General features: G+C 67.1%; 22 protein-coding genes. 14 read left to right on the forward strand and 8 right to left on the reverse strand.

Annotation, left to right across the window (positions count from 1 at the left end; translation table 11 throughout):
• Window positions 1–1,290 (forward strand): acyl-CoA dehydrogenase family protein, encoded by a 1,290-nt coding sequence (locus tag ACFXN1_RS01480; protein WP_379435613.1) that lies wholly within the window; start codon window positions 1–3, stop codon window positions 1,288–1,290.
• An 84-nt stretch (window positions 1,291–1,374) separates the two neighbouring features.
• Here ACFXN1_RS01480 and ACFXN1_RS01485 read toward each other — a convergent pair whose 3' ends face one another.
• Window positions 1,375–2,790 (reverse strand): family 1 glycosylhydrolase, encoded by a 1,416-nt coding sequence (locus ACFXN1_RS01485; RefSeq protein WP_379435611.1) that lies wholly within the window; start codon window positions 2,788–2,790, stop codon window positions 1,375–1,377.
• Window positions 2,791–2,933: 143 nt separating this feature from the next.
• Here ACFXN1_RS01485 and ACFXN1_RS01490 point away from each other — a divergent pair, with 143 nt between their 5' ends.
• Window positions 2,934–3,290, forward strand: coding sequence for an immunity 51 family protein (locus ACFXN1_RS01490; protein ID WP_379435610.1), 357 nt, complete (start codon window positions 2,934–2,936; stop codon window positions 3,288–3,290).
• A 52-nt stretch (window positions 3,291–3,342) separates the two neighbouring features.
• On the opposite strand, the gene ACFXN1_RS01495 is transcribed toward ACFXN1_RS01490, so the two are convergent.
• Together ACFXN1_RS01495 and ACFXN1_RS01500 are read right to left on the reverse strand one after the other, a co-directional pair.
• Window positions 3,343–4,161, reverse strand: coding sequence for an SAM-dependent methyltransferase (locus ACFXN1_RS01495; protein ID WP_379435608.1), 819 nt, complete (start codon window positions 4,159–4,161; stop codon window positions 3,343–3,345).
• A gap of 249 nt (window positions 4,162–4,410) precedes the next feature.
• The gene (locus tag ACFXN1_RS01500) at window positions 4,411–5,265 is read right to left on the reverse strand and encodes an alpha/beta fold hydrolase (RefSeq protein WP_379435606.1); all 855 of its coding nucleotides are present in this window, start codon (window positions 5,263–5,265) and stop codon (window positions 4,411–4,413) included.
• A gap of 69 nt (window positions 5,266–5,334) precedes the next feature.
• Between ACFXN1_RS01500 and ACFXN1_RS01505 the strand changes: the two genes are divergently transcribed.
• Window positions 5,335–6,141, forward strand: coding sequence for an exodeoxyribonuclease III (locus ACFXN1_RS01505; RefSeq protein ID WP_379435605.1), 807 nt, complete (start codon window positions 5,335–5,337; stop codon window positions 6,139–6,141).
• A 115-nt stretch (window positions 6,142–6,256) separates the two neighbouring features.
• Here ACFXN1_RS01505 and ACFXN1_RS01510 read toward each other — a convergent pair whose 3' ends face one another.
• The gene (locus ACFXN1_RS01510; protein WP_379435603.1) at window positions 6,257–6,760 is read right to left on the reverse strand and encodes a hypothetical protein; all 504 of its coding nucleotides are present in this window, start codon (window positions 6,758–6,760) and stop codon (window positions 6,257–6,259) included.
• A gap of 525 nt (window positions 6,761–7,285) precedes the next feature.
• Between ACFXN1_RS01510 and ACFXN1_RS01515 the strand changes: the two genes are divergently transcribed.
• The 6 genes from ACFXN1_RS01515 to ACFXN1_RS01540 all read left to right on the forward strand — a co-directional run bounded on the left by ACFXN1_RS01515 (window position 7,286) and on the right by ACFXN1_RS01540 (window position 12,959).
• Entirely contained in the window at window positions 7,286–7,789 is a 504-nt protein-coding gene (locus tag ACFXN1_RS01515; RefSeq protein WP_379435602.1) for a DUF6879 family protein, read from the forward strand.
• A complete protein-coding gene (locus ACFXN1_RS01520) occupies window positions 7,786–8,622 on the forward strand; it encodes a helix-turn-helix domain-containing protein (protein ID WP_379394819.1) in 837 nt (278 codons plus the stop codon). Before ACFXN1_RS01515 ends, ACFXN1_RS01520 begins: the two co-directional genes overlap by 4 nt.
• A gap of 231 nt (window positions 8,623–8,853) precedes the next feature.
• On the forward strand, window positions 8,854–9,381 hold the full coding sequence (locus ACFXN1_RS01525; protein ID WP_379435600.1) for a ribonuclease domain-containing protein: 528 nt from the start codon (window positions 8,854–8,856) through the stop codon (window positions 9,379–9,381).
• Window positions 9,382–9,888 carry a barstar family protein gene (locus tag ACFXN1_RS01530; protein ID WP_379435599.1) on the forward strand — a complete coding sequence of 169 codons (507 nt, stop codon included), beginning with the start codon at window positions 9,382–9,384 and terminating at the stop codon, window positions 9,886–9,888. It begins immediately after the preceding gene.
• Between the two features lie 116 nt (window positions 9,889–10,004).
• A complete protein-coding gene (locus ACFXN1_RS01535; protein WP_379435597.1) occupies window positions 10,005–11,693 on the forward strand; it encodes a phospholipase C in 1,689 nt (562 codons plus the stop codon).
• 132 nt (window positions 11,694–11,825) lie between these two features.
• Entirely contained in the window at window positions 11,826–12,959 is a 1,134-nt protein-coding gene (locus ACFXN1_RS01540) for a PQQ-binding-like beta-propeller repeat protein (protein ID WP_379435596.1), read from the forward strand.
• A 51-nt stretch (window positions 12,960–13,010) separates the two neighbouring features.
• Here ACFXN1_RS01540 and ACFXN1_RS01545 read toward each other — a convergent pair whose 3' ends face one another.
• The gene (locus ACFXN1_RS01545; protein WP_379435594.1) at window positions 13,011–13,649 is read right to left on the reverse strand and encodes a TetR/AcrR family transcriptional regulator; all 639 of its coding nucleotides are present in this window, start codon (window positions 13,647–13,649) and stop codon (window positions 13,011–13,013) included.
• A 113-nt stretch (window positions 13,650–13,762) separates the two neighbouring features.
• On the opposite strand from ACFXN1_RS01545, the gene ACFXN1_RS01550 reads away from it, so the two are divergent.
• From ACFXN1_RS01550 to yhjD, 3 genes are read left to right on the forward strand one after another with little or no spacing between them, the layout of a single operon-like run.
• On the forward strand, window positions 13,763–14,707 hold the full coding sequence (locus ACFXN1_RS01550) for an oxygenase MpaB family protein (protein ID WP_379435593.1): 945 nt from the start codon (window positions 13,763–13,765) through the stop codon (window positions 14,705–14,707).
• Window positions 14,708–14,728: 21 nt separating this feature from the next.
• Window positions 14,729–15,754 carry a tryptophan--tRNA ligase gene (trpS, locus tag ACFXN1_RS01555; RefSeq protein ID WP_379435591.1) on the forward strand — a complete coding sequence of 342 codons (1,026 nt, stop codon included), beginning with the start codon at window positions 14,729–14,731 and terminating at the stop codon, window positions 15,752–15,754.
• Window positions 15,755–15,792: 38 nt separating this feature from the next.
• Entirely contained in the window at window positions 15,793–16,806 is a 1,014-nt protein-coding gene (gene yhjD / locus ACFXN1_RS01560) for an inner membrane protein YhjD (protein WP_379435590.1), read from the forward strand.
• A 4-nt stretch (window positions 16,807–16,810) separates the two neighbouring features.
• Here yhjD and ACFXN1_RS01565 read toward each other — a convergent pair whose 3' ends face one another.
• Together ACFXN1_RS01565 and ACFXN1_RS01570 are read right to left on the reverse strand one after the other, a co-directional pair.
• The gene (locus tag ACFXN1_RS01565) at window positions 16,811–18,148 is read right to left on the reverse strand and encodes a D-alanyl-D-alanine carboxypeptidase family protein (protein WP_379435588.1); all 1,338 of its coding nucleotides are present in this window, start codon (window positions 18,146–18,148) and stop codon (window positions 16,811–16,813) included.
• A gap of 84 nt (window positions 18,149–18,232) precedes the next feature.
• The gene (locus tag ACFXN1_RS01570; RefSeq protein ID WP_379381898.1) at window positions 18,233–18,904 is read right to left on the reverse strand and encodes a SnoaL-like polyketide cyclase; all 672 of its coding nucleotides are present in this window, start codon (window positions 18,902–18,904) and stop codon (window positions 18,233–18,235) included.
• Between the two features lie 241 nt (window positions 18,905–19,145).
• Between ACFXN1_RS01570 and ACFXN1_RS01575 the strand changes: the two genes are divergently transcribed.
• Both ACFXN1_RS01575 and ACFXN1_RS01580 read left to right on the forward strand, forming a co-directional pair.
• The gene (locus ACFXN1_RS01575; RefSeq protein WP_379435587.1) at window positions 19,146–20,660 is read left to right on the forward strand and encodes an MFS transporter; all 1,515 of its coding nucleotides are present in this window, start codon (window positions 19,146–19,148) and stop codon (window positions 20,658–20,660) included.
• The gene (locus ACFXN1_RS01580) at window positions 20,650–21,267 is read left to right on the forward strand and encodes a TetR family transcriptional regulator (protein WP_379394843.1); all 618 of its coding nucleotides are present in this window, start codon (window positions 20,650–20,652) and stop codon (window positions 21,265–21,267) included. Before ACFXN1_RS01575 ends, ACFXN1_RS01580 begins: the two co-directional genes overlap by 11 nt.
• On the opposite strand, the gene ACFXN1_RS01585 is transcribed toward ACFXN1_RS01580, so the two are convergent.
• Complete coding sequence (locus tag ACFXN1_RS01585) at window positions 21,264–22,154, reverse strand: phenylalanine 4-monooxygenase (protein ID WP_379435585.1); 891 nt, start codon at window positions 22,152–22,154, stop codon at window positions 21,264–21,266. The genes ACFXN1_RS01580 and ACFXN1_RS01585 overlap by 4 nt on opposite strands.
• Window positions 22,155–22,435: the final 281 nt, after the last annotated feature.

Here is a 22,435-nt window from a genome sequence, read left to right on the forward strand (position 1 = left end):
ATGTTCGAATGGTCCGAGACCGATGAGCTGATCCGCGGCGCGGTGCGAAGCTTCATCGACAAGGAGGTGCGCCCGCACCTCGACGCCCTCGACAGCGGCGAGATGCTGCCGTATCCGATCATCCGGAAGCTGTTCGCCGAGTTCGGCATCGACGCGCTGGGCTCGGAGATGGTCGCCAAACTGCTCGCCAAGCAACGCAAGCGGGAGGAAGCACTCGCAGCCGGGGAGCCGCTGCCGGAGAAGAAGCCGAAGACCGGCGGCGGCGACGGCGGGCCCTTCTCCGGGCAGGAATCGCTGATGGCGGTGCTCGTCAGCGAGCTGTCCGGGGTGTGCATGGGGTTGGTCACCGCCATGGGCGTGAGCATCGGGCTCGGTGCGACGACCATCCTCTCGCGCGGCACCCTCGCCCAGAAGGAGCGCTGGCTCGCCGACATCGTGACCATGAAAAAGGTTGCGGCCTGGGCGATCACGGAGCCGGACTCCGGGTCGGACGCCTTCGGCGGGATGAAGACCTACGTCCGCCACGACGGTGACGACTACATTCTCAACGGGCAGAAGACCTTCATCACCAACGGTCCCTACGCCGACACCGTCGTCGTCTACGCCAAGCTGGACGAGGGCGACGGCACCCCCGAGTCCAAGACGATCGCGGCCAAGCGCGACCGCAAGGTGCTGACCTTCGTGCTCGACAAGGGCATGGAGGGCTTCACCCAGGGCAAGCCGTTCAAGAAGATGGGCCTGCACGCCTCACCCACCGGCGAATTGTTCTTCGACAATGTGCGATTGAGCCGGGACCGGCTGCTCGGCGAGACCGAGCAGCACGAGGGCGGCGACGGACGGGAAAGCGCCCGTTCGAGTTTCACCGCCGAGCGCATCGGCGTGGCCTTCATGGCGCTGGGCATCGTCAACGAATGTCACCGGCTCTGTGTGGATTACGCCAAGACGCGCAAGCTGTGGGGGCAGGAGATCGGCCGCTTCCAGCTGGTCCAGCTCAAACTGGCCAGGATGGAGATCGCCCGGATCAATGTGCAGAACATGGTCTTCCACGCCCTGGAACGCTCCGGCGCCGGCAAGCCGCCGACGCTGGCCGAGGCCTCGGCCATGAAGCTGTACTGCTCGGAGATCGCCACCGAGGTCGCCATGGACGCCGTCCAGCTCTTCGGCGGCAACGGCTACATGTCCGAGTACCACGTCGAACAGCTGGCCCGCGACGCCAAGTCGCTGATGATCTACGCGGGCAGCAACGAGATCCAGGTGACCCACGTCGCCAAGGGACTGCTCGCCTATTAGGCGCGCATGAAGTCCGGGGCCGCCACCAGTCGCCGGTGGCGGTCCCGGACGCCGCCTTCCGCACCGCGTGTTCGAAGTAGCGACCTACGGGACGGAGACGGGGCGCAGGCAGCTCTCCAGGGGCAGGATGATCGAGCAGAGGGCGGGCTTGCGGGTGGGGCGGTAGTCGGCGGGGACGCCGCCCTGGGCGGTGATTGATTTGAAGGCGGCCACGGCGTCGGTGGGGCGGCGGGTGAGGGTCGGGTCGGTTTTCGCGTCGACCGTGTAGAGGCCGAATCGTGGTGAGTAGCTGCCCCATTCGTAGTTGTCGGTGAGGCTCCAGTAGTTGTAGCCGATCACGTCGATGCCGTCGGCCTTGGCGCGTTGCAGCCAGTAGACGGTGTCGCGCAGGTGGTCGGCGCGGTCGTAGCCGTCGCTGCGCGGGGCGGCGTTGTCAGTGGGAAGTCCGTTCTCCACCACATAGATCGGCAGGCCCGGGAACTTCTCGGTGTAGGTGCGCAGGTCGTAGTAGATACCCTCGGGCTCGATGGCGTTCTTCCACAGTTCGTCGCCCAGCAGCGCGGTGCTCGGCAGGTGCGTCAGCGAGGCGCCGTAATAGAAGTCGACGCCGATGAAGTCGAGCTTGCCGCGGATGCGGTCGGCGAACATCAGGTCGGTCAGGTCCTGCACGATCGGGAACTGTGCGATATTGCTGGTCACCCGCGCGCCGGGCTGGCGGCTGTGGATGTAGTCGTAGATCGCGGTGTGCGCCTGCACCAGCCGGTCGAACATCGGCAGTGCGTCGAGCACGCCGATATCGCCGATCCTGATCGACTCCGCGACATAGCCCATGGGCTCGTTGATGGTCACCCACATCGGGTCGTCGGGTGCGTATCGGTCGACCACCTTGCGCATATTGGTGAGCCAGTCCGACACCATGCCCTGGTTCTTCCAGCCCCCGCGATCCGCCTCCCACCCGGGGATCACCCAGTGGTCGAGGGTCAGCATCGGCCGCATCCCCGCCGCGCGGATCTTCTGGATGACCTGGTCGTAGAAGCGGAAGCCGTTCTCGTCCCACGCATTCGGCTGCGGCTGCACCCGTGCCCATTCGATGCTGAGCCGGTACACCTTCAGGCCCATCCCGGCCGCCAGATCGATGTCCTCGGCGTACCGGTCGTAGAAGTCGACCGAATTGCCGTACGGGTCGTGCGCCTTGCCGGAATTCGCGTACCGGCTCCAGTTGCTGTCCGGCGCATGGCCTTCGGACTGGAATCCCGCCATGGCCACTCCCCACATGAAGTCGGGGCCGAGCGACGGCACGCTGGTCGGCGCACCACCGGCGCTCCCGGTCCCGGACCCGCTGGCACTGCCCGACCCCGAACCGCTGGAGTTCCCGGACCCCGAGCCGGCGCTTCCGGACCCCGAGCCGCTGTCGGCCGGCGCCGCCCCGGCCACGGCAGACCCGCTGGACACGATGGCCAGCGCCGACAGGACCGAACACAGAACCCGCGCAGTTCTCATCTCAGCGAAATCTCCCACAGTGCTTCGGACGCGGCCCCTTGCCGCGCGGCCGGGTGGCCGTCCAGACTCTACTGGTCATACGTCCAGCACGAGGTGTTTCACTCGATATCGGTTTGTCGGGGGCCGTGGCTAGGGTTCGGGGCGTGACCGATCGTGAGAGTTTCGCCCCACTGGTGTTCTTCGAATACGACCACAAGCCCGGGCACTACTGCCTGATGCTGTCCGACAACCACATGCTCGCCACCGAACCCGTCTTCGCCGAATTCGGTTACGACGGAAACGGTTACGGCTGGGCCGGGGTGGCGCGGTCGGCGGTGGCGACCCAGGAGGCCGGGGTGGGGGAGCGGGTGAGCTTCGACCCCGAGGCGGGCACGTTCGTCGCGTACGGCCAGGACGCGCCGGCGCTGCGGGCGCTCGGGGCGCTGCTGCGGGACGCGCTCGCGGATCCGGCCGTCCTCCGCGAGCTCATCGCCGCGGGCGATCCGGAGTGGTTCGACTGAACACCCGCTGATCGCGTGCTGCGATCAACGGGCGCGCACGGGGTTTCGGCGCTCAGGGCTTGCGGGAGAGGGCGGCGGAGATCAGCTGCTCCCAGACGCTGAGGTCGTGGTGGTCGCTGCCGATGCGGGCCACGCCCTCGGCGGTGGGTTCGGGGCGCCAGAGGGAACAGGGCACCAGGCCCGGCTCCAGGATTTCGAGATCGCCGAACAGACCCAGGATCTCCTCGTCGGTCCGCCAGCGGCCGCGGCCGAAGGTGGTCTGCAGCTTCTGCTCGGCGACCCGGGTCTCCTCGTTGAAGCCGGACCGGAAGTGGGAGATGTAGAGCATGCTGCCGGAAGGGATCTGGTCGGCCCAGTAGCGGACCACCTGTTCGGGCTTCTCGTCATTGTTGAGGTGGTGCAGGATGGCGCTGAAGATCACGGCCACCGGCTGCGAGAAGTCGATGAGCCGCTCCACTTCCGGATGGTGGCGGATGGCCTCGGAATCGCGCAGGTCGGCCTGGATCACGGTGGTGAACTCGTCCGTCTCCAGAATCGCGCGGCCGTGCGCCAGCACGATGGGGTCGTTGTCCACATAGACCACATGCGGCGCGGACTGGTGCCGCTGCGCCACCTGGTGCACATTGTCGGCGGTGGGCAGGCCGCTGCCGATGTCGACGAACTGCTTGATGCCGGCGCGCGAGATCTCACCGATGGCGCGTACGAGGCAATTCCGATTCGCGTACGCGATATCCACCGAACCCGGCAGATCCTTGATGAAGAAGTCCCCGACCTCCCGGTCGGGCGCGTAATTGTCCTTGCCGCCCAGGAGATAGTCGTACACCCGGGCAATACTGGGTTTGGACTGGTCCACCTGCGGTTGTTCCATCATCTCCACACACCCCTGTCAGTATCGAATTTGCCCTCCGCTTCGCTCCGGGCGGGTTCGCGGCCCTGGAGGTCTCGTTCTTCCCTCCCTGCGCTCCCCCGCTTCGCTCCTCCGCTCCGCTCGGTCCAGAACGAGACGGGCCGCGAACCTGGCGACGTGGATCCGCCGTAATCCTATGTAACTGAACGAGTTCCGGTGCACGGTTCGAGGCAACACTGGGCGTGCCTGAGAGCGTAGGTGATTCGGGGCCCGTCAGACGGCCCGCAGGCGGGAGCGGCTGGCGTAGACGTGCTCGGCGATCAGGGTCGCGATGCGGTCGGGCGCCTCGAGCATGGGGACGTGGCCGACATCGTGGACCAGGATGCGGTCCGCCGACTCCGGTAGTTCCTCCAGGAACCGGCGGGCGTACAGGCGATTCGGAATGATCCGGTCGTTCTCGCACATGAGCAGCCGCACCGGGGTGCGCAGCGTGGCCAGGTGCTCGAGGGCCGGGAATCGCAGGCCACTCACCAGCATCGGCAGCATGGCCTTGCAGTGCATGGCCGAGGTGATGGCCGCCTCGATGCCCGCCCGGGAGGCCGCCTCGGTGTTCTTGGTGAGCATCAGCGCCACCGCCTGCCGGACGAACCCGCTGTACGCGATGGCGTCCGGCAGATGCTTGCCGATCTCCACGAACGGCACCATCGACAGAAACTTCAGCCCGACTCGAAGCTGCAGTATGGAGGGCGTTTGCCAGCCGCCCGCGGGCGCGATAGCGGTGAGGGTGCGGGCCCGGCCCCGGCGGGCCAGCTCGAAGCCGACCCAGCCGCCGAGCGAATTGCCCGCGATATGGCAGGTGCGCCAGCCCATCTCGTCGAGCTGGTCCTCGACCCGGTCGGCAAGGGCGCTGACATCGAGGTACCAGCCCTCGAGTTCGGGGCCGCCCCAGTGCCCGGTGAAGGCCGGAGCGAACACTTCGCAATGGCTCGACATGCGCTGGGCCACCTGCTCCCAGCAATGCGGGGACAGCATGAATCCGTGCAGCAGGAGCAGCGGTTCGCCGGAGCCGGTGTGGAGCGCGCGGATGGGCGCGGGCGGGGCGGTGGGCCGGGTGGTGCCTGACGTCATCGTCGTCACCCCTTCCTGGACCTCGATGTCCGTGAAGAGAGTCGGTAAGCCGCATTGTACGGTCGTGAAGTGGCGAAAATCATCAGTACGTGCAACGTGAACGGGGTGCGTGCCGCGGCGGGCAAGGGATTGCTCGAGTGGCTGGCCGCGACCGAGGCCGATATCGTCTGCCTGCAGGAGACCCGGGCGACCGATGAGCAAACGCGTAGCGCGCTAGCGCCCGCGCTGGACGCCGGATGGTTCCTCAGCCATGCCGAACCGGGCCTGAAGGGCCGGGCGGGCGTGGCGATCCTGTCCCGGCACCAGCCCGACGCGGTGCGCGTCGGCGTCGGCCTGTTCCAGGACGGAGGCTGGTCTCCCGTCGAGGAGTTCGCCACGCTCGGCCGCTATGTCGAGGCCGACTTCGAGGATCTCACCATCGCGAGCGTCTACGTCCACACCGGCGAGGCCGACACCCCGCTGCAGGACGAGAAGTACCGCTTCCTGGACGCCATCGGCGCACGCATGCTGGCCCACCCGGGCGAGTTCGTGATCATGGGCGATTGGAATGTCGCCCACACCGAGCTCGACATCAAGAACTGGAAGGGCAACGTCAAGAACGCGGGCTTCCTGCCGCAGGAACGCGCCTGGGTGTCGTCCATGCTGGCCGCTGGCTACGTCGACGTGGTCCGCGACCTGCACCCCGGCGCCCCCGGCCCCTACAGCTGGCACTCCTACCGCGGCCGCGCCTTCGACAACGACGCCGGCTGGCGCATCGACTACCAGCTGGCGCGCGGCGAGATCGCCGCCCGCGCCAAGCAGGCCGTGGTCGAGAAGGCCGCAACCTACGCCGAACGCTGGTCCGACCACGCGCCGGTGACGGTGCAGTACCGATGAAGAAGCCCGGGGTACCCGCAAGACGGGTACCCCTCGGGCTGAATCCCCCTCCGGGCATATTCCCCTGACCAGCCGACCGGATACCCGGGTCTTTCCGCGAAGTGCGTTCGACCGGTTATCGCCGCACCTCCCCTCGCGGCTCCCGAGCATCGGAATGGCCTTCGGGCTCCAGAGAGCCAGCGCTCTCCCCGGCGCTGTCCAGCGCCAGCGCTTCGTCCAACTCGCAGCGTGGCACCTTGGTCCGCCAGTGATGACACGCAGCAGGTTCCACTGTCTGAAGGTCGGCGAAAGCTGTTACACGCCTGGGGTTTCCACCGACATGCACCAGGTTCGGAGTGATCACTACCGCACAGTCGATCTGGCGCAGCAGCCGGTACAGCATCCCCATTCGGTCAGCGTCCGAGTTGTCGGCCACCAGTACACAGGACACCCGGAGCCCTAGTTTGTGTGCACGTTGACGGCAGTAGAACTCCGCCCAGTCCAGATCAGCCTTGGTCGTCAGCAACGGCCGGAAGATGTAGATCACTGCCTTATCCGGCTCAGTCGTGGCACGTGCCATCTCGATTGCTTCCGTCAGGGATTCAGGCAATCCGTCTTCCGGCATCTCCGCCCCTGTCATCGCCCGGTTGGTGAGGCACCCAGGACTGGGCCTCTCTCACCGGCCCTGGACGCCTATACCGACGCTACGAACCGACAACCGTTCAGGTCCATGCTCGTGCTCATTCGTGCACATTTTGGATTTCCCCACTACACGGGCAGCGTTGCCGCGCAACAATCGAATAGCCACGTGCAACAACAAGCACGGGTCAACAGGGAGGACTGATCATGTCGTTACGTTTTCTGGGCAAGGGCGGAAGCACCAACAACGGATGCCCTTCCCTGCTGGTGGATGACCAGCGCGGTTACGTGGTCCAAGCGTGGAAGACCGACCGTGTCGGTACCGTCGAGTTGCCTCACCTGCTGCTCGGGTTCTTGGAGCGGGGTACGTTCATCGGTGCGACCTTGACCGACACCGGCCGGGGAACGTTCACTCTCCAAGGGGCCCCGGTCACGGACGCAGAGACGTTGGGGCAGTTGGACATTGCCGATGACGGGACTGTGGTCCTGGTTCCTAGGTGTGAAAGGACGTTCTACGGTGCGGCTAGTGCCAGATGAGGGTTTCCCGGACTTGCTTCGGTCCTGCAAACGGGAAGCGTTCCACCTCGAGGTACTCGACTCCTACGCTGAACCGTACGAGCACGAACCGTTGAGGCGTTTCCTTGCAGGGGAGCCCGACGATTACGCGTGGTTTCAGTCGTGGACTGACCTTGTGCAGGAAACGACCGGCCGTGGCGTAGCGGTTACCCGGGTCCGTATCGTCACCGAACCTCACACCGACTACACGAGGTTCGCCCTCGCGGTTGCTGAGCTGAACGTCAGGGCCGGGGAAGACATCCGGTATCTGCCCCGGCATCTGGCGGGGGAGGAAGTACCCCCGGACGACTTCTGGCTGTTCGATGACGAGCTGGTGATCTTCTCTGCGTTCGGGCAGAGCGGAGGCTGGTCGGGAGCAGTTACCACCGATCCGCATATTGCCGAGTACTGCAATCAACTCAAACAACGGTTCTGGTTGCTGGGTACCCCGTACATGGAGTACCACCGCCAGTGACTGAATCGATTCACCAACAGCGCGAATCTCTCGGGGCACGGCTTCGGGAGATTCGTTTTCATGCGGGTATCAGCGGTGCTGAGCTTGCTCGGCGTAGCCGATGGGACCCGAGCAAGGTTTCCAAGATCGAGTACGGCAAGGTCAAGCCTTCGCGTGAGGACCTGGAAGCGTATTGCCGGGCGTGCGGTGCTGAGGATCAGCTCTCGGACTTGGTCGCGACCCGGCAGAACATCGATACGGCGTACCTGGAGTGGCGGAAGGTGCTGAGCACCGGGACCCGGCGACGCCAGCAAGCGTCCATCAAGTGGGAGTCGGAGGCTCGGATCCTCCGCTGGTATGAACCGGTGCTTGTTCCCGGGTTGCTGCAAACCGCCGACTACGCCGCAGGCATCCTGCGGAAAGTGATCGAGTTCCAGCAGATACCGAATGATCTGGACCAAGGCGTGTCCAAGCGTATGGAGCGCCAGCAGGTGTTGTATCAGCGAGACCACTTGTTTCATTTCGTCATCGCTGAGCAAGCGTTGTACACCACGGTTGGTGATGATCAGGTCATGGCTGGCCAGATGGACCGCTTGCTGGCCGTCCAGGGGATGCCCCGGGTGACGTTGGGGATCGTCCCCCGCACTGCACCGTTCGAAACCGCCACAACAGGTTTCGTGATGTTCGATTCCAAAAAGGTGTTGGTGGAAGGGATTACGGCTGAGCTATCGATCACTCAACCGCGAGAAATCAAGGTGTATCACCGGACGTTCGATGTTCTGGTCAACCAGTCGGTGACCGGTGAGCCAGCCCGGCGGCTGATCCGCCGAGCGCTCGAAACGCGGTCCCACTGAGGTTGCCGCGAACCTCTGGGCGCGTGGCCACCTATTCAAGGCGGAAACATCCAGGTCGGTGATCGCCACGGCCGCTGTCCGATCCTCTCCATCACACACGGTTCCGGCGGTGCTCCGACTGCCGGGTGGTGACGTAGATTCGTCAGTCATGACGGATAGCCGAGCAACCAGTAAGGTACGCAAACAGGTCGGCAGTACGGCTTCTTGCCTGGTCAACAGGGATTCTCTGGTTTGCGGAACCGAGTCGATCCGGTGAAGAAGCTGTCCAAGCAGCAGAGCGCCTGGCTGACGCTGGGCGTGGCCGTGCTCGCGCTGATCGCCGCTATCGTCACCAACCGGATCAATACCGACCATCCGAACAGCACCGGCAGCGCCAAACCCGTTGTCACATCGGTGGTCAAGACGACCGCAAAGCCGGGTGGTGTCACACCGGCTCCCGGCGTGGCCGATCAAGCGGCCCCGCCTTCCAAGGTGGCCGGCGTGCCCGATCAGGCGTACAAGACCCTGGTCGAGATCGACGCCGGGCGCTGGCCGGGCTCCGCCAACGCGCCCGGCACCCACGGCGGCGACACCTGGAACAACCGGGACGGTAGCCTGCCCCGCAAGGACGCCTCCGGCAAGGCGATCAGCTATCAGGAATGGGATGTGAATCCCAAGCAGCCCGGCCAGACCCGCGACGCCGAGCGCATCATCACCGGCAGCGACGGTTCGGCCTATTACACGGGGGACCACTACAAAACCTTCACGAGGATGCGCTGAATGACCGAACCGATGCCGCTGTCGCAGTTCCTCTCCGCTACCGCCGAAGATGTCGCCGAGCGACGGGCCCCCGCTCCGGTGCTCGGGGTGCTGCCCATCGGCGCGGCCGAATTCTCCGGCGTCCGTTACCGGATTCCGGACGACTACGTCGCCCGGGAACTGCGCGGCCGCAAGATGCGCACGGTCACCGAGGTTTTCGACGAGTTCGCCGCCGCCTTCCAATTCCCCTACTACTTCGGGGAGAACAAGGACGCCTTCGACGAATGTCTCCGCGACCTCGACGAATTCGTCGGAGCCGCACAGGGATACGTGGTGGTGATCCGCAATGCCGCGCTCATGCTCGACCGGCAGCCGGACGAGCGCGACTGGTTCGCCGAGGCCATGGCCGACTGCGCGACCATCTGGGCGGCCCGCGGCATCCCCTTCCGGGTGGTCCTGCAGGACGCCACGCCACCGGGATTACCGGTGATACCCCTGGCTCTCGACCCCGAAACCGAAAATTCTTGATTCACCGGACCTTCCACTCCAGTTAACCTGCGGTCGAACAAAACTGTCCTGGACGCTGCAATGGTTCCGCTATGCGATCGCGGCCTGACGCGATCCGGATAGACCTGGAGGGTTCCATGCCTGCCTCGGCACGCCGCCGCCCAAGCCTGGCGGTCGCCCATGGCCGTCGCCCAAGCCTGGCGGTCGCCCATGGCCGTCGCTTCGGCAAACGAAGCCGCGCCGCCGCCGCGTTCGCCGCGCTGGTCGCGCTGAGCGCCACCTCGTGTTCGTCGTCGTCCGACCAGGCGGCTCCGGACACCGACACCGCGACGCCCATCAAGCACGTGGTGGTGATCTTCCAGGAGAACGTCTCCTTCGATCACTACTTCGGCACCTACCCGAACCCGGCCAACACCGACGGCACCACGTTCACCGCGCAGCCGAACACGCCGAAGGTGGACGGCCTCACGCCGGATCTGCTCACCAAGAACCCCAACAAGGCGCAGCCCGTGCGCCTCGGCGGTCCGAACCAGCAGATCACCTGCGACCAGGACCACGAGTACAAGGACGAGCAGCTCGCCCTCAACGGCGGCAAGATGGACCAGTTCGTCGAGCACACCAATGTGTCCGAGGGCAGCGCCTGCAAGCCGCCGACCTACGGCCCGCAGGGCTTGGTCATGGGTTACTACGACGGCAATTCGGTGACCGCGCTGTGGAATTACGCGCAGCACTACGCCATGAGCGACAACTCCTGGACCTCCACCTTCGGCCCGTCCACCGTGGGCGCGCTGAACCTGGTCGCGGGCCAGACCCACGGCGTCACCAAGATGGAGCCGCCCAAGCCGGGCCAGCCCTTCCCCGCCGACACCGTGCTGGAGAACGCCGGCAACGGCCAGGGCACCGTGGTCGGCGACCCGCAGCCCTACGGCGACGACTGCTCCAACCGCGACACCGTCCAGATGAGCGGCACCACCATCGGCGACCTGCTCAACAAGAAGGGCGTCAGCTGGGGCTTCTTCCAGGGCGGCTTCAAGCCCACCGACGCCAAGGACGGCAAGGCCGTTTGCGGCGCCACCCACAATGTCGGTGTGGCACTGGGCGGTACCGGCAAGACCGGTGACAAGGCCTGGGACACCAAGGGCGACTACATCCCGCACCACGAGCCGTTCCAGTACTTCGCGTCGACGGCCAACCCGCACCACCTGCCGCCGACGTCGGTCGACAAGATCGGCCACGACGATCAGGCCAACCACCAGTACGACCTGACCGACTTCTGGGCCGCCGCCGACAAGGGCAACCTGCCCGCCGTCAGCTACCTGAAGGCCGCCGGCTACCAGGACGGCCACGCCGCCTACTCCGATCCGCTGGACGAACAGCAGTTCCTGGTGGAGACCATCAACCACCTGCAGAAGCTGCCGGATTGGAAGGACACCGCGGTCGTCATCGCCTACGACGACTCCGACGGCTGGTACGACCACACGGCGCCCAAGCTGGTCATGAACTCCGCCTCCGAGCAGGACGGCTACAGCGGCCCCGGCGTCTGCGGTGACGCCAAGGCGAGTCCGGCCAAGTACCAGGGCCGTTGCGGCTACGGCCAGCGCGTGCCGCTGCTGGTCGTCTCGCCCTACTCGAAGGCCAACTTCGTCGACCACGGCGTGACCGACCAGGCCTCGGTCCTGAAGTTCATCGAGGACAACTGGAAGACCGGCCGCATCGGCGACGACTCGTTCGACGAGAAGGCCAGCACCCTCGACGCCATGTTCGATTTCAAGGCCGCCGCGCAGCCGGCCCTGCAGCTCGACCCGAAGACCGGCGCCGCGAGCTAGCCCGGATGCGCTGACCGCCCGGCCCGATCCCGTGGACCCGATCCATTGGAAAAGGCCGGGCGGTTTTGTATTCGGGCGAGGGCGGTTCCCCCTATAGTCGCTGACAGTGTGTCGAGCGAGTGGGGTCCGGTTGTGATCAGTCGTCGAAAAGTGTTGCGGGACGGGGCGATTCTCGCCTTCGCCGGGGTGGCGGCCGCGTGCGCCGCGCCGCGGCGGGTGGCGGGGACCGCGGCGTCCGGGAGCATCGCCTGGGAATACCAGGTCGACGGCGGGGTACGGGGACTGCGATACGGTGCCGGCACGGTAGTGGTGGAGAACGCCGCCGTGCTCACGGGGCTCGAGGCCCGGAGCGGACGCGAGTTGTGGCGGTTCCCGATCGCGACGCCGGGGATCGGCCGTCATTCCTGCGTCTGGAGCAACGCCCTCGTGGTCTGCGGGGCCGAACCCGATGCCGCCGGGGATCGGGCCGTGGCCGTGGATCTGGCGTCGGGGAAACGGAATTGGTCCTTCGACGCACCCGAGGGGGTCGTGCTCGGCGGAGTCTTCGGTGTGCGGGACGGGGTGCTCTATCTGATCGCCTCCGATCGCGACAAGGGCGGGCGCGAGGCGTGGGCCGTGGACATGACGAGCAAGGCCGTCCGCTGGCGGGTGCCCTGCGACGCCGAGGCGCTGTCGGTGCCCGACAGCGGTTCGCTCCTCTACAACCAGAGTCCCGGCACCGGCGGCGATCTCGTCGCCCTCGACCTCGGGACCGGTGCGGCCGCCTGGTCCCGCGCGGGCGACTCGGCGGTCGCGGCCAGCACCATCGCCACCGGCCTGGTCCAGGGCGCCGTGCTGGCCACCGACGGCGCCCATATCGTCTCCGGCCTGGACCCGAAAACCGGTGCGGCGCTGTGGACCACGCCCGCCCTGCCCTACACGGCCGGCGTCGTCTTCGGGTCCGGCGACGCCTACTACCTGTGTGACGGCGAGCGGCTGCATGCCATGACTCCCGGCGGCGAGGCGGCCAAGCTGTGGAGTATCTCCATCGCCGATCAGGGCGCCGCGGCCGATGTCGGCGGATACCCGAGCGCGGGGGCCTTCTACCTGCTGGCCGACCGCACCCTCCGCGCGATCGACGCGCACACCAGCGCCGTCCGCTGGACGCAATCGATTCCGGACAAGGCCGGATCGCAGGTGTCCTTCGCCGTCGGCGACGCCCACTGCTACGTCGAATCCACCGAGGACGAGCCGGGCGCATCCGCCGTGATCGCCATCGTGCGCTGACCCGGATTCCCCTGCGGGGCTACGATTCCGGCGGCTGGGAGAGCGCGCGGCTCAGCGACGGATCTGCCGAGCCAGATCCTCGCCCAGCAGCACGAAAACGTCGGTGGTGAAGTCGATGAGTTCGTCGCGGGTCATGGGGAGGTCGCCCTGGAGCCAGGCCGTGAGGGTCTGGACCAGGCCGCCGACCAGGTAGGTGGCGCGGAAACCGATCACGGGCAGGGGGTCGCCCTCGGTGAGGCCGTAGAAGTCGATGCCCTCGGCCGCCACGATATTCGCGAACGCCTTGATGGTGTGCGTTGTGCGGGTGCGTAATTCGGGGGTGGCGGAGCTGACCACCAGGGCCACCCGGGCCTTGCGTGGATCGTCGGTGAGGACGTGGATGCCCGCGGTGATGGCGGCGTGCGCCTTGGAGCGCGGGTCGTCGGGGGCGGTGTGCAGTGCGGCGAGCAGGGCGCCGGCCAGCTCCTCGGCGATGGTGTCGAACAGTGCCGACAGCACGGCGTCGCGGTTGTCGAAGTTCTCGTAGTAGTAGCGCTCGTTGAGGCCCGCGCCGGTGCAGAGGGCGGAGACGGTGAGCTTGTCGATGCCGTGGGTGCCGAGGATGTCGAGGGCGGCGTCGAGCAGGGCGGTGCGGCGCTGGGTGCGGCGTTCGTCCGCGGAGATGCCGCCGTAGGTCCGGTGCCCGGTCACGAACCGATTCTGGCACGGCCGCGATTCTGGCAGAAGGTCTTGCCAGAATTTGGAATCTGGGGGACTCTATTGCCAGATGTGATGGCCCGCATCACACCCACCGGGAGGCAACGATGCCTGCACGCGCGGCTCAGAGCGGCTACTTCTCCGACGACTCGATGATCCGCAGGGTCATGCGCAAGCGCGCGGTCGGACTCACCTACGGCCAGCGGGCGCTGGTGATCGGCGCGGTGCATCCGCTGCTCTATGTCGGAACCGCCGAGAACACCCAGCATCGGACCACGCCCTACACCCGGCTCGCCCTCACCGGCCGCCTGTTCGAGGCCGTCTCCCTGGGCACCCGCGAAGAGGCCGATCGCGCACGGGCTTTCACCCGTAAACGGCACGCCCCGGTCGACGGCGTGCTGCCCGAGGACGCGGGCGCGGCCAACCCGGCCGGCACCCACTACTCCGCGGCCGACCCGCATCTGATGTTCATGACCATGGCCTTCACCTTCGATTCCGCCGAGGTCATGCACGATCTGCTGGTCCGCCGCCTCACCCCGACCGAACGCGAAGGGCTGTACCAGGACTACGTGCGCTGGGGCGAACTGTTCGGCATGCCCCGCAGCGCCGCCCCCTGCACCTACCGCGAATTCCGCGACTACTTCGACGGATACCTGGCCTCCGACGAGCCCCACCTCACCGAGGAGGCCAAACTGGTCGGCTCCTACCTCATGGGCCAGCGCGTCGCCCACCCCCTGCCGGCCCCTATCCAGCAGGCCCTCACCGGCTTCTCCCTCCTGGTCCAGGGCAGCCTCCCCGAACGCGTCCGCGACATGTACGACCTCGACTGGGGCCTCCGCGAACACATCGCCTTTCACGGCCTGGCCCGAGCCGTCCGCACCGCCCATCTCTCCCCACCTCTGGTCGGCAACCCCCTGACCGCCCCGATGACCGGCCCCAGCTACCCCCTCTACAAGCTCGCCACCCGCCGCGAACAGCGCCTGATCGGCTCCGGCCGGCCCAGCATGCCGGGGGTCGATCCGCGCAATTGGGTGGCCCGAAATACGGCCTAGCCGACATGCGAAGATCAGGGCATGTCGAGTCCTGAAGCCGCCGCTGAGCGTAAGCAGCGGGTCCTGTCCGGAATCCAGCCCACCAGCGATTCCTTCCACCTCGGCAACTACCTTGGCGCGCTGCAGTATTGGGTGCGGTTGCAGGACGACTACGACGCCTTCTATTTCATTCCGGACCTGCACGCCATCACGGTGCCGCAGGACCCGAAGCAGCTGCGTATGCGGGTCAAGATCTCGGCCGCGCAGCTGCTGGCGCTGGGGCTGGACCCCAAGAAGTCCACATTGTTCGTGCAGTCCCAGGTGCCCGAGCATGCCGAGCTGGCGTGGGTGCTGAACTGCATCACGGGGTTCGGCGAGGCGAGCCGGATGACCCAGTTCAAGGACAAGTCGGTCAAGCAGGGCGCGGACAATGCGACCGTCGGTCTGTTCACCTACCCGGTGCTGATGGCCGCCGACATCCTGCTCTACCGCGCCCAGCTGGTGCCGGTCGGCGAGGACCAGCGCCAGCACCTGGAGCTGACCCGAAACCTGGCGCAGCGCTTCAACACTCGCTACAAGAAGACCTTCGTGGTGCCCGAGCCGCACATCGTGACCGGCACCGCCAAGATCTACGACCTGCAGGATCCGACCGCGAAGATGAGCAAGTCGGCCAACAGCGACGCGGGCCTGCTCAACCTGCTCGATGATCCCAAGGTCTCGGCGAAGAAGATCCGCTCCGCGGTCACCGACACCGAGCGTGAGATCCGCTACGACCCGGAGGCCAAGGCGGGCGTCAGCAATCTGCTGGTCATCCTCAGCTCGCTGACCGACACTCCGATCGTCACGCTCGAGCAGGACTACGCCGGCAAGGGCTACGGCGACCTGAAATCGGACACCGCCGACGCGCTCATCGAGTTCGTCACGCCGCTGCGCGCGAAGGTGCAAGAATACATGTCCGACCAGGGTGAACTCGACCGCATCCTCACCGCGGGGGCCGAGCGGGCGCGGGAGGTCGCCGGGAAGACTCTCGCGCAGGTGTACGACCGGGTGGGCTTCCCGGCCCGCTGATCCGGCCGCCGCGCGTCCGGGTGTGCGGAGGTGGCGGTGTGTTCGGGAACGTGAAGGCGTGGATCGCGCGGCAGATCCAGCGTCGTCCCTGGCTGGATCACGTGGTCCGCGCGGGCGAGCGCTATCAGCGTCAGCGCGGCGACTACTACGCCGCGGGCATCACCTATTTCACGGTGCTGTCGCTGTTTCCGCTGCTGATGGTGGGTTTCGCGGTGGCCGGCTTCGTGCTGTCGCGGAATCCGCAGTGGCTCACCGATATTCAGAACAAGATCGTCGAGAACATTCCGGGCGACGCGGGCAGCCAGATCAACGACCTGGTCCACCGGGCTGTGGAGTCGCGGACGGGCGTGGGCTCCATCGGTCTGGTGACCGGCGCGTACGCCGGGCTGGGCTGGATCGGCAACCTGCGGGCAGCGCTCAGCGAGCAGTGGGATCAGCCCAGTAAGAAGCGAAACTGGTTCCTCGCCAAGGTCTCCGACCTGCTGGCGCTGATCGGGCTGTTCCTCGCCATCCTCGTCTCCCTCGGCCTGTCCGTGCTGGCCTCCGGCGGCCTGATCACCCACCTGCTCGACCGCCTGCACGTGCACGAGTCGGCCTGGGCGAAGGTCCTGCTCACCGTGGCGTCGCTGCTGCTGGCGGTGGTGGCGAACTGGGCCGTGTTCGTCTGGATCATCGCGCGCCTCCCGCTGCACCCGGTCACCTTCCGCAGTGCCGCCCGCGCGGCCATGATCGCGGCGGTCATCTTCGAGGCGTTCAAGCAGCTGGCCTCGGTCATTCTGCGATCGGTGGTCAACGGCCCGGCCGGGGCGGTCTTCGGGCCGATCATCGGCCTGATGGTCTTCAGCTACTTCACCGCGCGGATCATCCTCTTCGCCACCGCCTGGGCCGCCACGGCCGCGGACAACGAGGTGCCCGCCGAGATCCCGCCACCCGCCCCCGCGATCATCCGCCCCCGGATGACCGCGGGCGGACTCTCCGCCGGAGCGGGTGCGGCCTGGTTCGGCGCGGGAGCCCTTGCGGCGACGCTGCTTTCGACGCTGCGCCGTCGTTGACCGCTCAGCGGCGGCGGCTCATCCGGCGCGCGCTCAACAGCAGCACCAGGACCAGGATCACGCCGCCGGCCATCAGGGCGATCCGCAGATCGTGGTGGTCGGAGCTGGAACCGGAATCCGTGGCCGGGGCGGGCTCGGCATCGGTCCGGGCGGGCGGACTCGCCAGTGCCACCGAGGGATTCGCGCCTCCGGAGCTGCCGTCGGGCATGCTGCCCACGGTCGCGCCGGCCGGCAGCGCGAAGGCGTAGTCGAGCAGTTTGGCCGCCTGCTCCCACGGCCGGAAGGGCCGCACGTCCGCCTTGAGCAGCGTCACCACGTAGCGGTGGCCATTGCGCTGCGCGGCCGCGACGAAGGTCTGCCGGGCGTCGTCGGTGTAGCCGGTCTTGCCGCCGATCGCGCCGTCGTACTCGAAGAGCAGATGGTTGTCATTGCCGACCGGGAAGCCCGGATGATCCTTGTCGTCAGGGTTTTTCGGGTCGGCCGGGTAGCCGGGGAAGTCCACCTGCTCGGTGTGGATCAGCTCCGCGAACAGCGGCAGCGTCATCGCGTGCCGGAAAAGCAGCGCCAGGTCGTAGGCCGAGATGCTCATACCCGGCCCGTCCAGACCCGAGGGCGTGGCGGCCCGGGTGTCCAACGCCTGCAACTGTTTCGCGAGCGTGTTCATCTTGGCGACGGTGGCGTCGTCCCCGCCCAGCTGGGTCGAGATGGCATGCGCCGCATCATTGCCCGACGCCATGATCAGCGCCTGGAACAGCTGCTTGTTGGTGTAGCGCCCACCCGGTCCGATCCCGACCCGGGTGCCGTCGGCATTGGCGTCGTCCTGGGTGCCGATCACCGTCTTGTCCAGGTCCAGCGCCGGGATCGCCACCGACGCCAGCAGCACCTTGATGGTGGAGGCGGGCCGGTAGCGCCCGTGCGGGTCCTTGGCCGCGATGACCCGCCCGTTATCCAGATCCGCCACCTCCCAGGCGGTGGCCGAGATCCCCTCCGGCAGCGGCCCCGCCCCCGACGGCAGGATGACGCCGCACCCGCCGAGCTGCTTACCCCCGATCGGCGGATTCGGAATCGGCAGCGCCGCCGGCGCCGTCTGCCCCGGCTCGGGCGCCTCGGAGGTGTCGATGGGCGGCGGCGGAGCCGTCTTGTTCGGGCAGCCGTCGGTATTGGGCGTGGTGAACGGCGTTGTCGTGGCAGACGGTTGGGCCTGCGCCGCACCCGGTAGCGGCCCGAAGGCGACCCCGGCGAACACGGTGAGACCGGCCGCCAGGGCCACGGTGACAAGGGGGGCGCGCCGCCGACCAGCGGCCGGGTGCACGGTTCGGCGCGAATACCTGCGGATACTCATCGCGCCCGACTCTATAGCCGACCGGTCACCCCGGCGCGTGATGTGCCGCGGCGCGGCCGAGACCGTGTCGGCCTGGGAGAGCGGCTAGTTGGCGGTGTGGGTGACCGGGCAGCCGTGGGCCAGGGGGCCGAGCAGCTTGTTGTTGTCGTAGAAGTGCTCGAGCTCGAGGATGCGCAGGTCCTCGGAGACCTTGGCGATGGTGACGCCGGTCATCTCGATGAGTTCGCCGGTGGGCTGGTGGCCCTTGTACTCGCCCTCGTAACGACCCCAGTGGCGCCACTTGAAGGTGACGGTCGGCGGGCCGGACAGCACCTCGAGCACCTCCCAGAAGAAGCCGCCCGGGAACGCGGTGTGGAAGATCTTGTGCGAGGTCTCGAAGGTCTCGCCCGCGGCGTCGTAGAAGGGGTTCTCGCCGATCAGGATGTTGTAGGACCCGATACTCGCGAATTCGTCTGCGTCCTGCCAGTTTCCGCCGTTGACGCGGCCGCGGTAGTGCTCGGCCACCAGCGAGACCCAGGTGGCCGGGTCCTTCTTGTGCGAGACCTCCATCTCGAAGACCTTCACCAGCTCTTCGACGATGTGCTCCAGCGAATCCGGCGCGTGCTGGGTGGTGCGCTCGACCGGAATGACTTCCTTGCTCAGGTGATAGTCGGGCGCGCCTTCACGCCAATCCTCCGGCGCCGCAGCGGCGATGACGGCGTCACGGCCCTGCAGGTGCAGCGGGGTCTCGACGGATTCGGTTGCTTGGTCGGTCATTTCGTGCCTCACGTGTCCAGACCCGTTGGGGGGTCATCGATCTCAGAAACGGACCGCATGACGGTAACAGCACGGGGACCTCATGTCGCGACAAGCATTTGGGACTCCGGTACCGGACAGCGGAATGGTGATCCACCCCATCCCGGCCCGCCCCCGACTCATGACACGACAAGAATTGACAGTCTCTACGAAATGAGAGACTCTCTCATTATCGAGAAGATCCCAAATGATTGGAGCTGTCATGAAGGCTCAGGGAGTGCGCCGCTGGCTGGCGCTGGGAGCCCTGGCGGTCGCCATGCTGACCATCGGCCTCGACGTCACCGTGCTCACCGTCGCCCTGCCCACCCTCGCGGTCGACCTGCACGCCGATACCTCCGCGCTGCAGTGGTTCAGCAGCGCCTACACCCTGGCCCTGGCCGCCTTCATGCTCCCGGCGGGAGCCCTCGGCGACCGATACGGGCGCAAGAAGTTCCTGCTCGCCGCGCTGCTGCTGTTCGGCGTGGCCTCGGTGACGTGCGCCTTCGCCACGTCCTCCGGCCAGCTCGTCGCCGGCCGCGTGGTCCTCGGCCTGGCCGCGGCGATCATGATGCCGCTGTCCATGGCGGTGCTGCCCACCCTCTTCCCCGAGCAGCGCGAACGGCAGCGGGCCATCACCATCTGGATCACCTCGACCGCCATCGGCCTACCCCTGGGCCCGATCGTGGGCGGCTGGCTGCTGCAGCACTACTGGTGGGGCTCGGCCTTCCTGCTCAATGTGCCGCTGGTGATCATCGGCGCGACCGCCGTCGGCCTGCTGGTCCCGGAATCCAAGAGCGAGAGCACTTTCCGCATCGATCTGCCCGGCGCGCTGCTGTCCGCGGCCGGAATGCTCGGCATCACCTACGGTTTCATCCGCTGCGGTCAGGAGGGCTGGGGCGACGCCGTGGCCTGGACCGCCATCGCCGCGGGCGTCGTCCTGGGCGGAGCATTCCTGCTGTGGCAGCGTCGCACCGCGCACCCACTGGTCGACCTCGGACTCTTCGGTGAGCCCGGATTCCGTTGGGGCACAGTGTTCATGGTGCTGGTGAACTTCGCGATGTTCGGCCTGTTCTTCACCATGCCGCAGTACTTCCAGGCGGTGCTGGGAGCCGACACGCTCGGCAGCGGCCTGCGCCTGCTGCCGCTCATCGCGGGCCTGGCCGCCGGCTCCCGGGTGGTGGACAAGCTGCTGCCGAAGGTCGGTGTCCGCACCGTGCTGGTGGCCGGATTCGCCTTGCTCGCAGCCGGTCTCGGCATGGGCGCGCTCATCACCGTGGACAGCGGATACGGCTTCGCGGCCGCAGCGCTGGTGCTGCTCGGCCTCGGGATGGGCTTCGTGATGCCCGCGGCCATGGGCGCGGCTACCGACGACCTCACCCCTGAGCGGGCCGGTTCCGGATCCGCGCTGCTGCAGGCGCTGCGGCAGGCGGGCGGCACCATCGGCGTCGCCATCCTCGGTACCGTGCTGTCCACCCAGTACCGCTCCGGCCTGGGCGATCTCGACCGCGCACCCATCTCCGACGGCGTGAACGCCGGGGTCGGCGTGGCCCGCAAGCTCGGCGACCCGGCCCTGCTGGCCCACGTGCAGAGCGCCTTCGTCGACGGCATGAGCGCCATGCTGTGGGTGTGCACCGCCATCTGCGCGGTAGCCGCGGTGCTGGCCGCCTTCGTGATCCGCCGCAAGGATCCGGTCGTGACCACCGATCTCGATGCGGGACAATCGGTCCATGTCGGCTGAGACTGCCTCCGCGACGCCTCCGGCCCCGGTGAAGACCGCGGCCGGGGGCGGCCTGCGTGAACGCAAGAAGGAACGCACCCGCCGCACCATTCGCACCGAGGCCTTCCGCCTGTTCCGCGAGCAGGGCTACAACGAGACCACGGTCGAGCAGATCGCCGCGGCCGCCGACATCTCGCCCAGCACCTTCTTCCGGTACTTCCCCTCCAAGGAGCAGGTGGCGCTGGCCGACGATCTGGACCCGATCATGATCGCGGCCATCGAGAAGCAGCCGAAGGAACTGTCCATGCTGGCCGCGTTCAAGCAGGCCACCCTCGATTCCTTCGCGTCCCTGTCGCCCGAGGAATTCGCCTTCGAGCAGCAGCGGGTGGAATTGCTCTACTCGATTCCGGAGCTCCGGGGAGCGGTGGCCCGGGAGTTCGAGCGCAGCATCGAACTGATCGCCGAGATCATCGCGCGGCGAACCGGCCGTACCGCAGGGGATTTCGAGGTGCGGGCCTTCGCCGGTGCGCTCAGTGGAGCGATGATCGCGTTCATCGGCGACGCGCCGTTCACCCCGGAACAGATCATGCGCGTCATCGACTTCCTCGAGGCGGGTATGCCGCTCTAGGCCGGTTTCACTGCCGTGAGCCGCTCCACCGTCTCATCGGTCATGGTCTCGAAGAACCCGCCGATCACATCCTCGATCTCGCCGACGGATTCGGCGCAGTACAGAATCGGCTGGTAGTGGGTGATGTCGTACGTGATGGTCCCCATGGCGTGAATGTCCAGCGGCCGCAGCTCGGCCTGGCGGAACTCCTCGATCTCCCCGAACGAGGACAGCAGTCCCGCGCCGTAACAACGCACTTCGCCGTGCTCGCGCAGCACCCCGAACTCCATCGAGAACCAGAACACGTCGGCCAGGAACTTCAGCGCCCGCTGGGTCTCCAGCCGGGCCACCGCCGCGCCGACCGTCTCGTACACGGCCGCGAAGCGCGGGCTGGCCAATTGATTGGCGTGCCCGAGGATTTCGTGCACGGCGTCCGGCTCCGGCGTGTAGAGCGGCGCGGAGTGGTGGCGAATGTACTGGGTGGAGTGGAAGATCCGGTCGGCGAACGAGCCGAAGAACTCCCGCAGCGGCACCAGTCCGGCGGCGGGCGCGTACCGGAATCCGGTGAGCGGCATCAGCTTCGCGGTCACCTCGTCGAGTTGTGGAATATGGTCCGAGGGCAGCCCGAGGCGCTCGGCGGCGGTGATCACCTCCGCGCACGCGTAGCCTTCCCGCTTGCGCGCCAGTTCGGCGGAGACGATCCGCCAGACCTGCTGCTCCTCCGCGGTGTAGTCGATGTGCGGAACCTGTGCCCCGGGCCGGTACTCCAGCGCCATGGCGGCGATCGCATTGCGGCGGGCTCGGTACACGGGGTCGTGCACACCCGGATGCTCGTCGCTCAAGTGCACTGTCACATCGCCGTCGGCCTCCTTCGTGACCGGCGAGTACAGCTGAGCCTCGGTGAACATACTTCGATGCAAGCACCGGCATGTGATCTAGACAACGAAAGACCGCCCAGCTGGTCAGATTGACCAGCTGGGCGGCCTCGGTGTCGATGAACGACGAGTGGCGAGCCGCTGTCAGGTAGGCATTAGTACCCGTATCGAGCGCGGCGGCTCGGCCGGTCTCCCGCCGGGCCCGTTTGTCGGCAGGGCCAGAGGGGGGGGGTGGGCAAGGGAGAGGGGTGGGAGGGGCGAGAAGGGGGGGGGGGTGGGCCCCGCTGGGGGATTGGCTGGGGTCCTCCAAAAAA

Origin of the sequence: Nocardia sp. NPDC059154 (assembly GCF_042755705.1) — a bacterium.
Taxonomy (GTDB): domain Bacteria; phylum Actinomycetota; class Actinomycetes; order Mycobacteriales; family Mycobacteriaceae; genus Nocardia.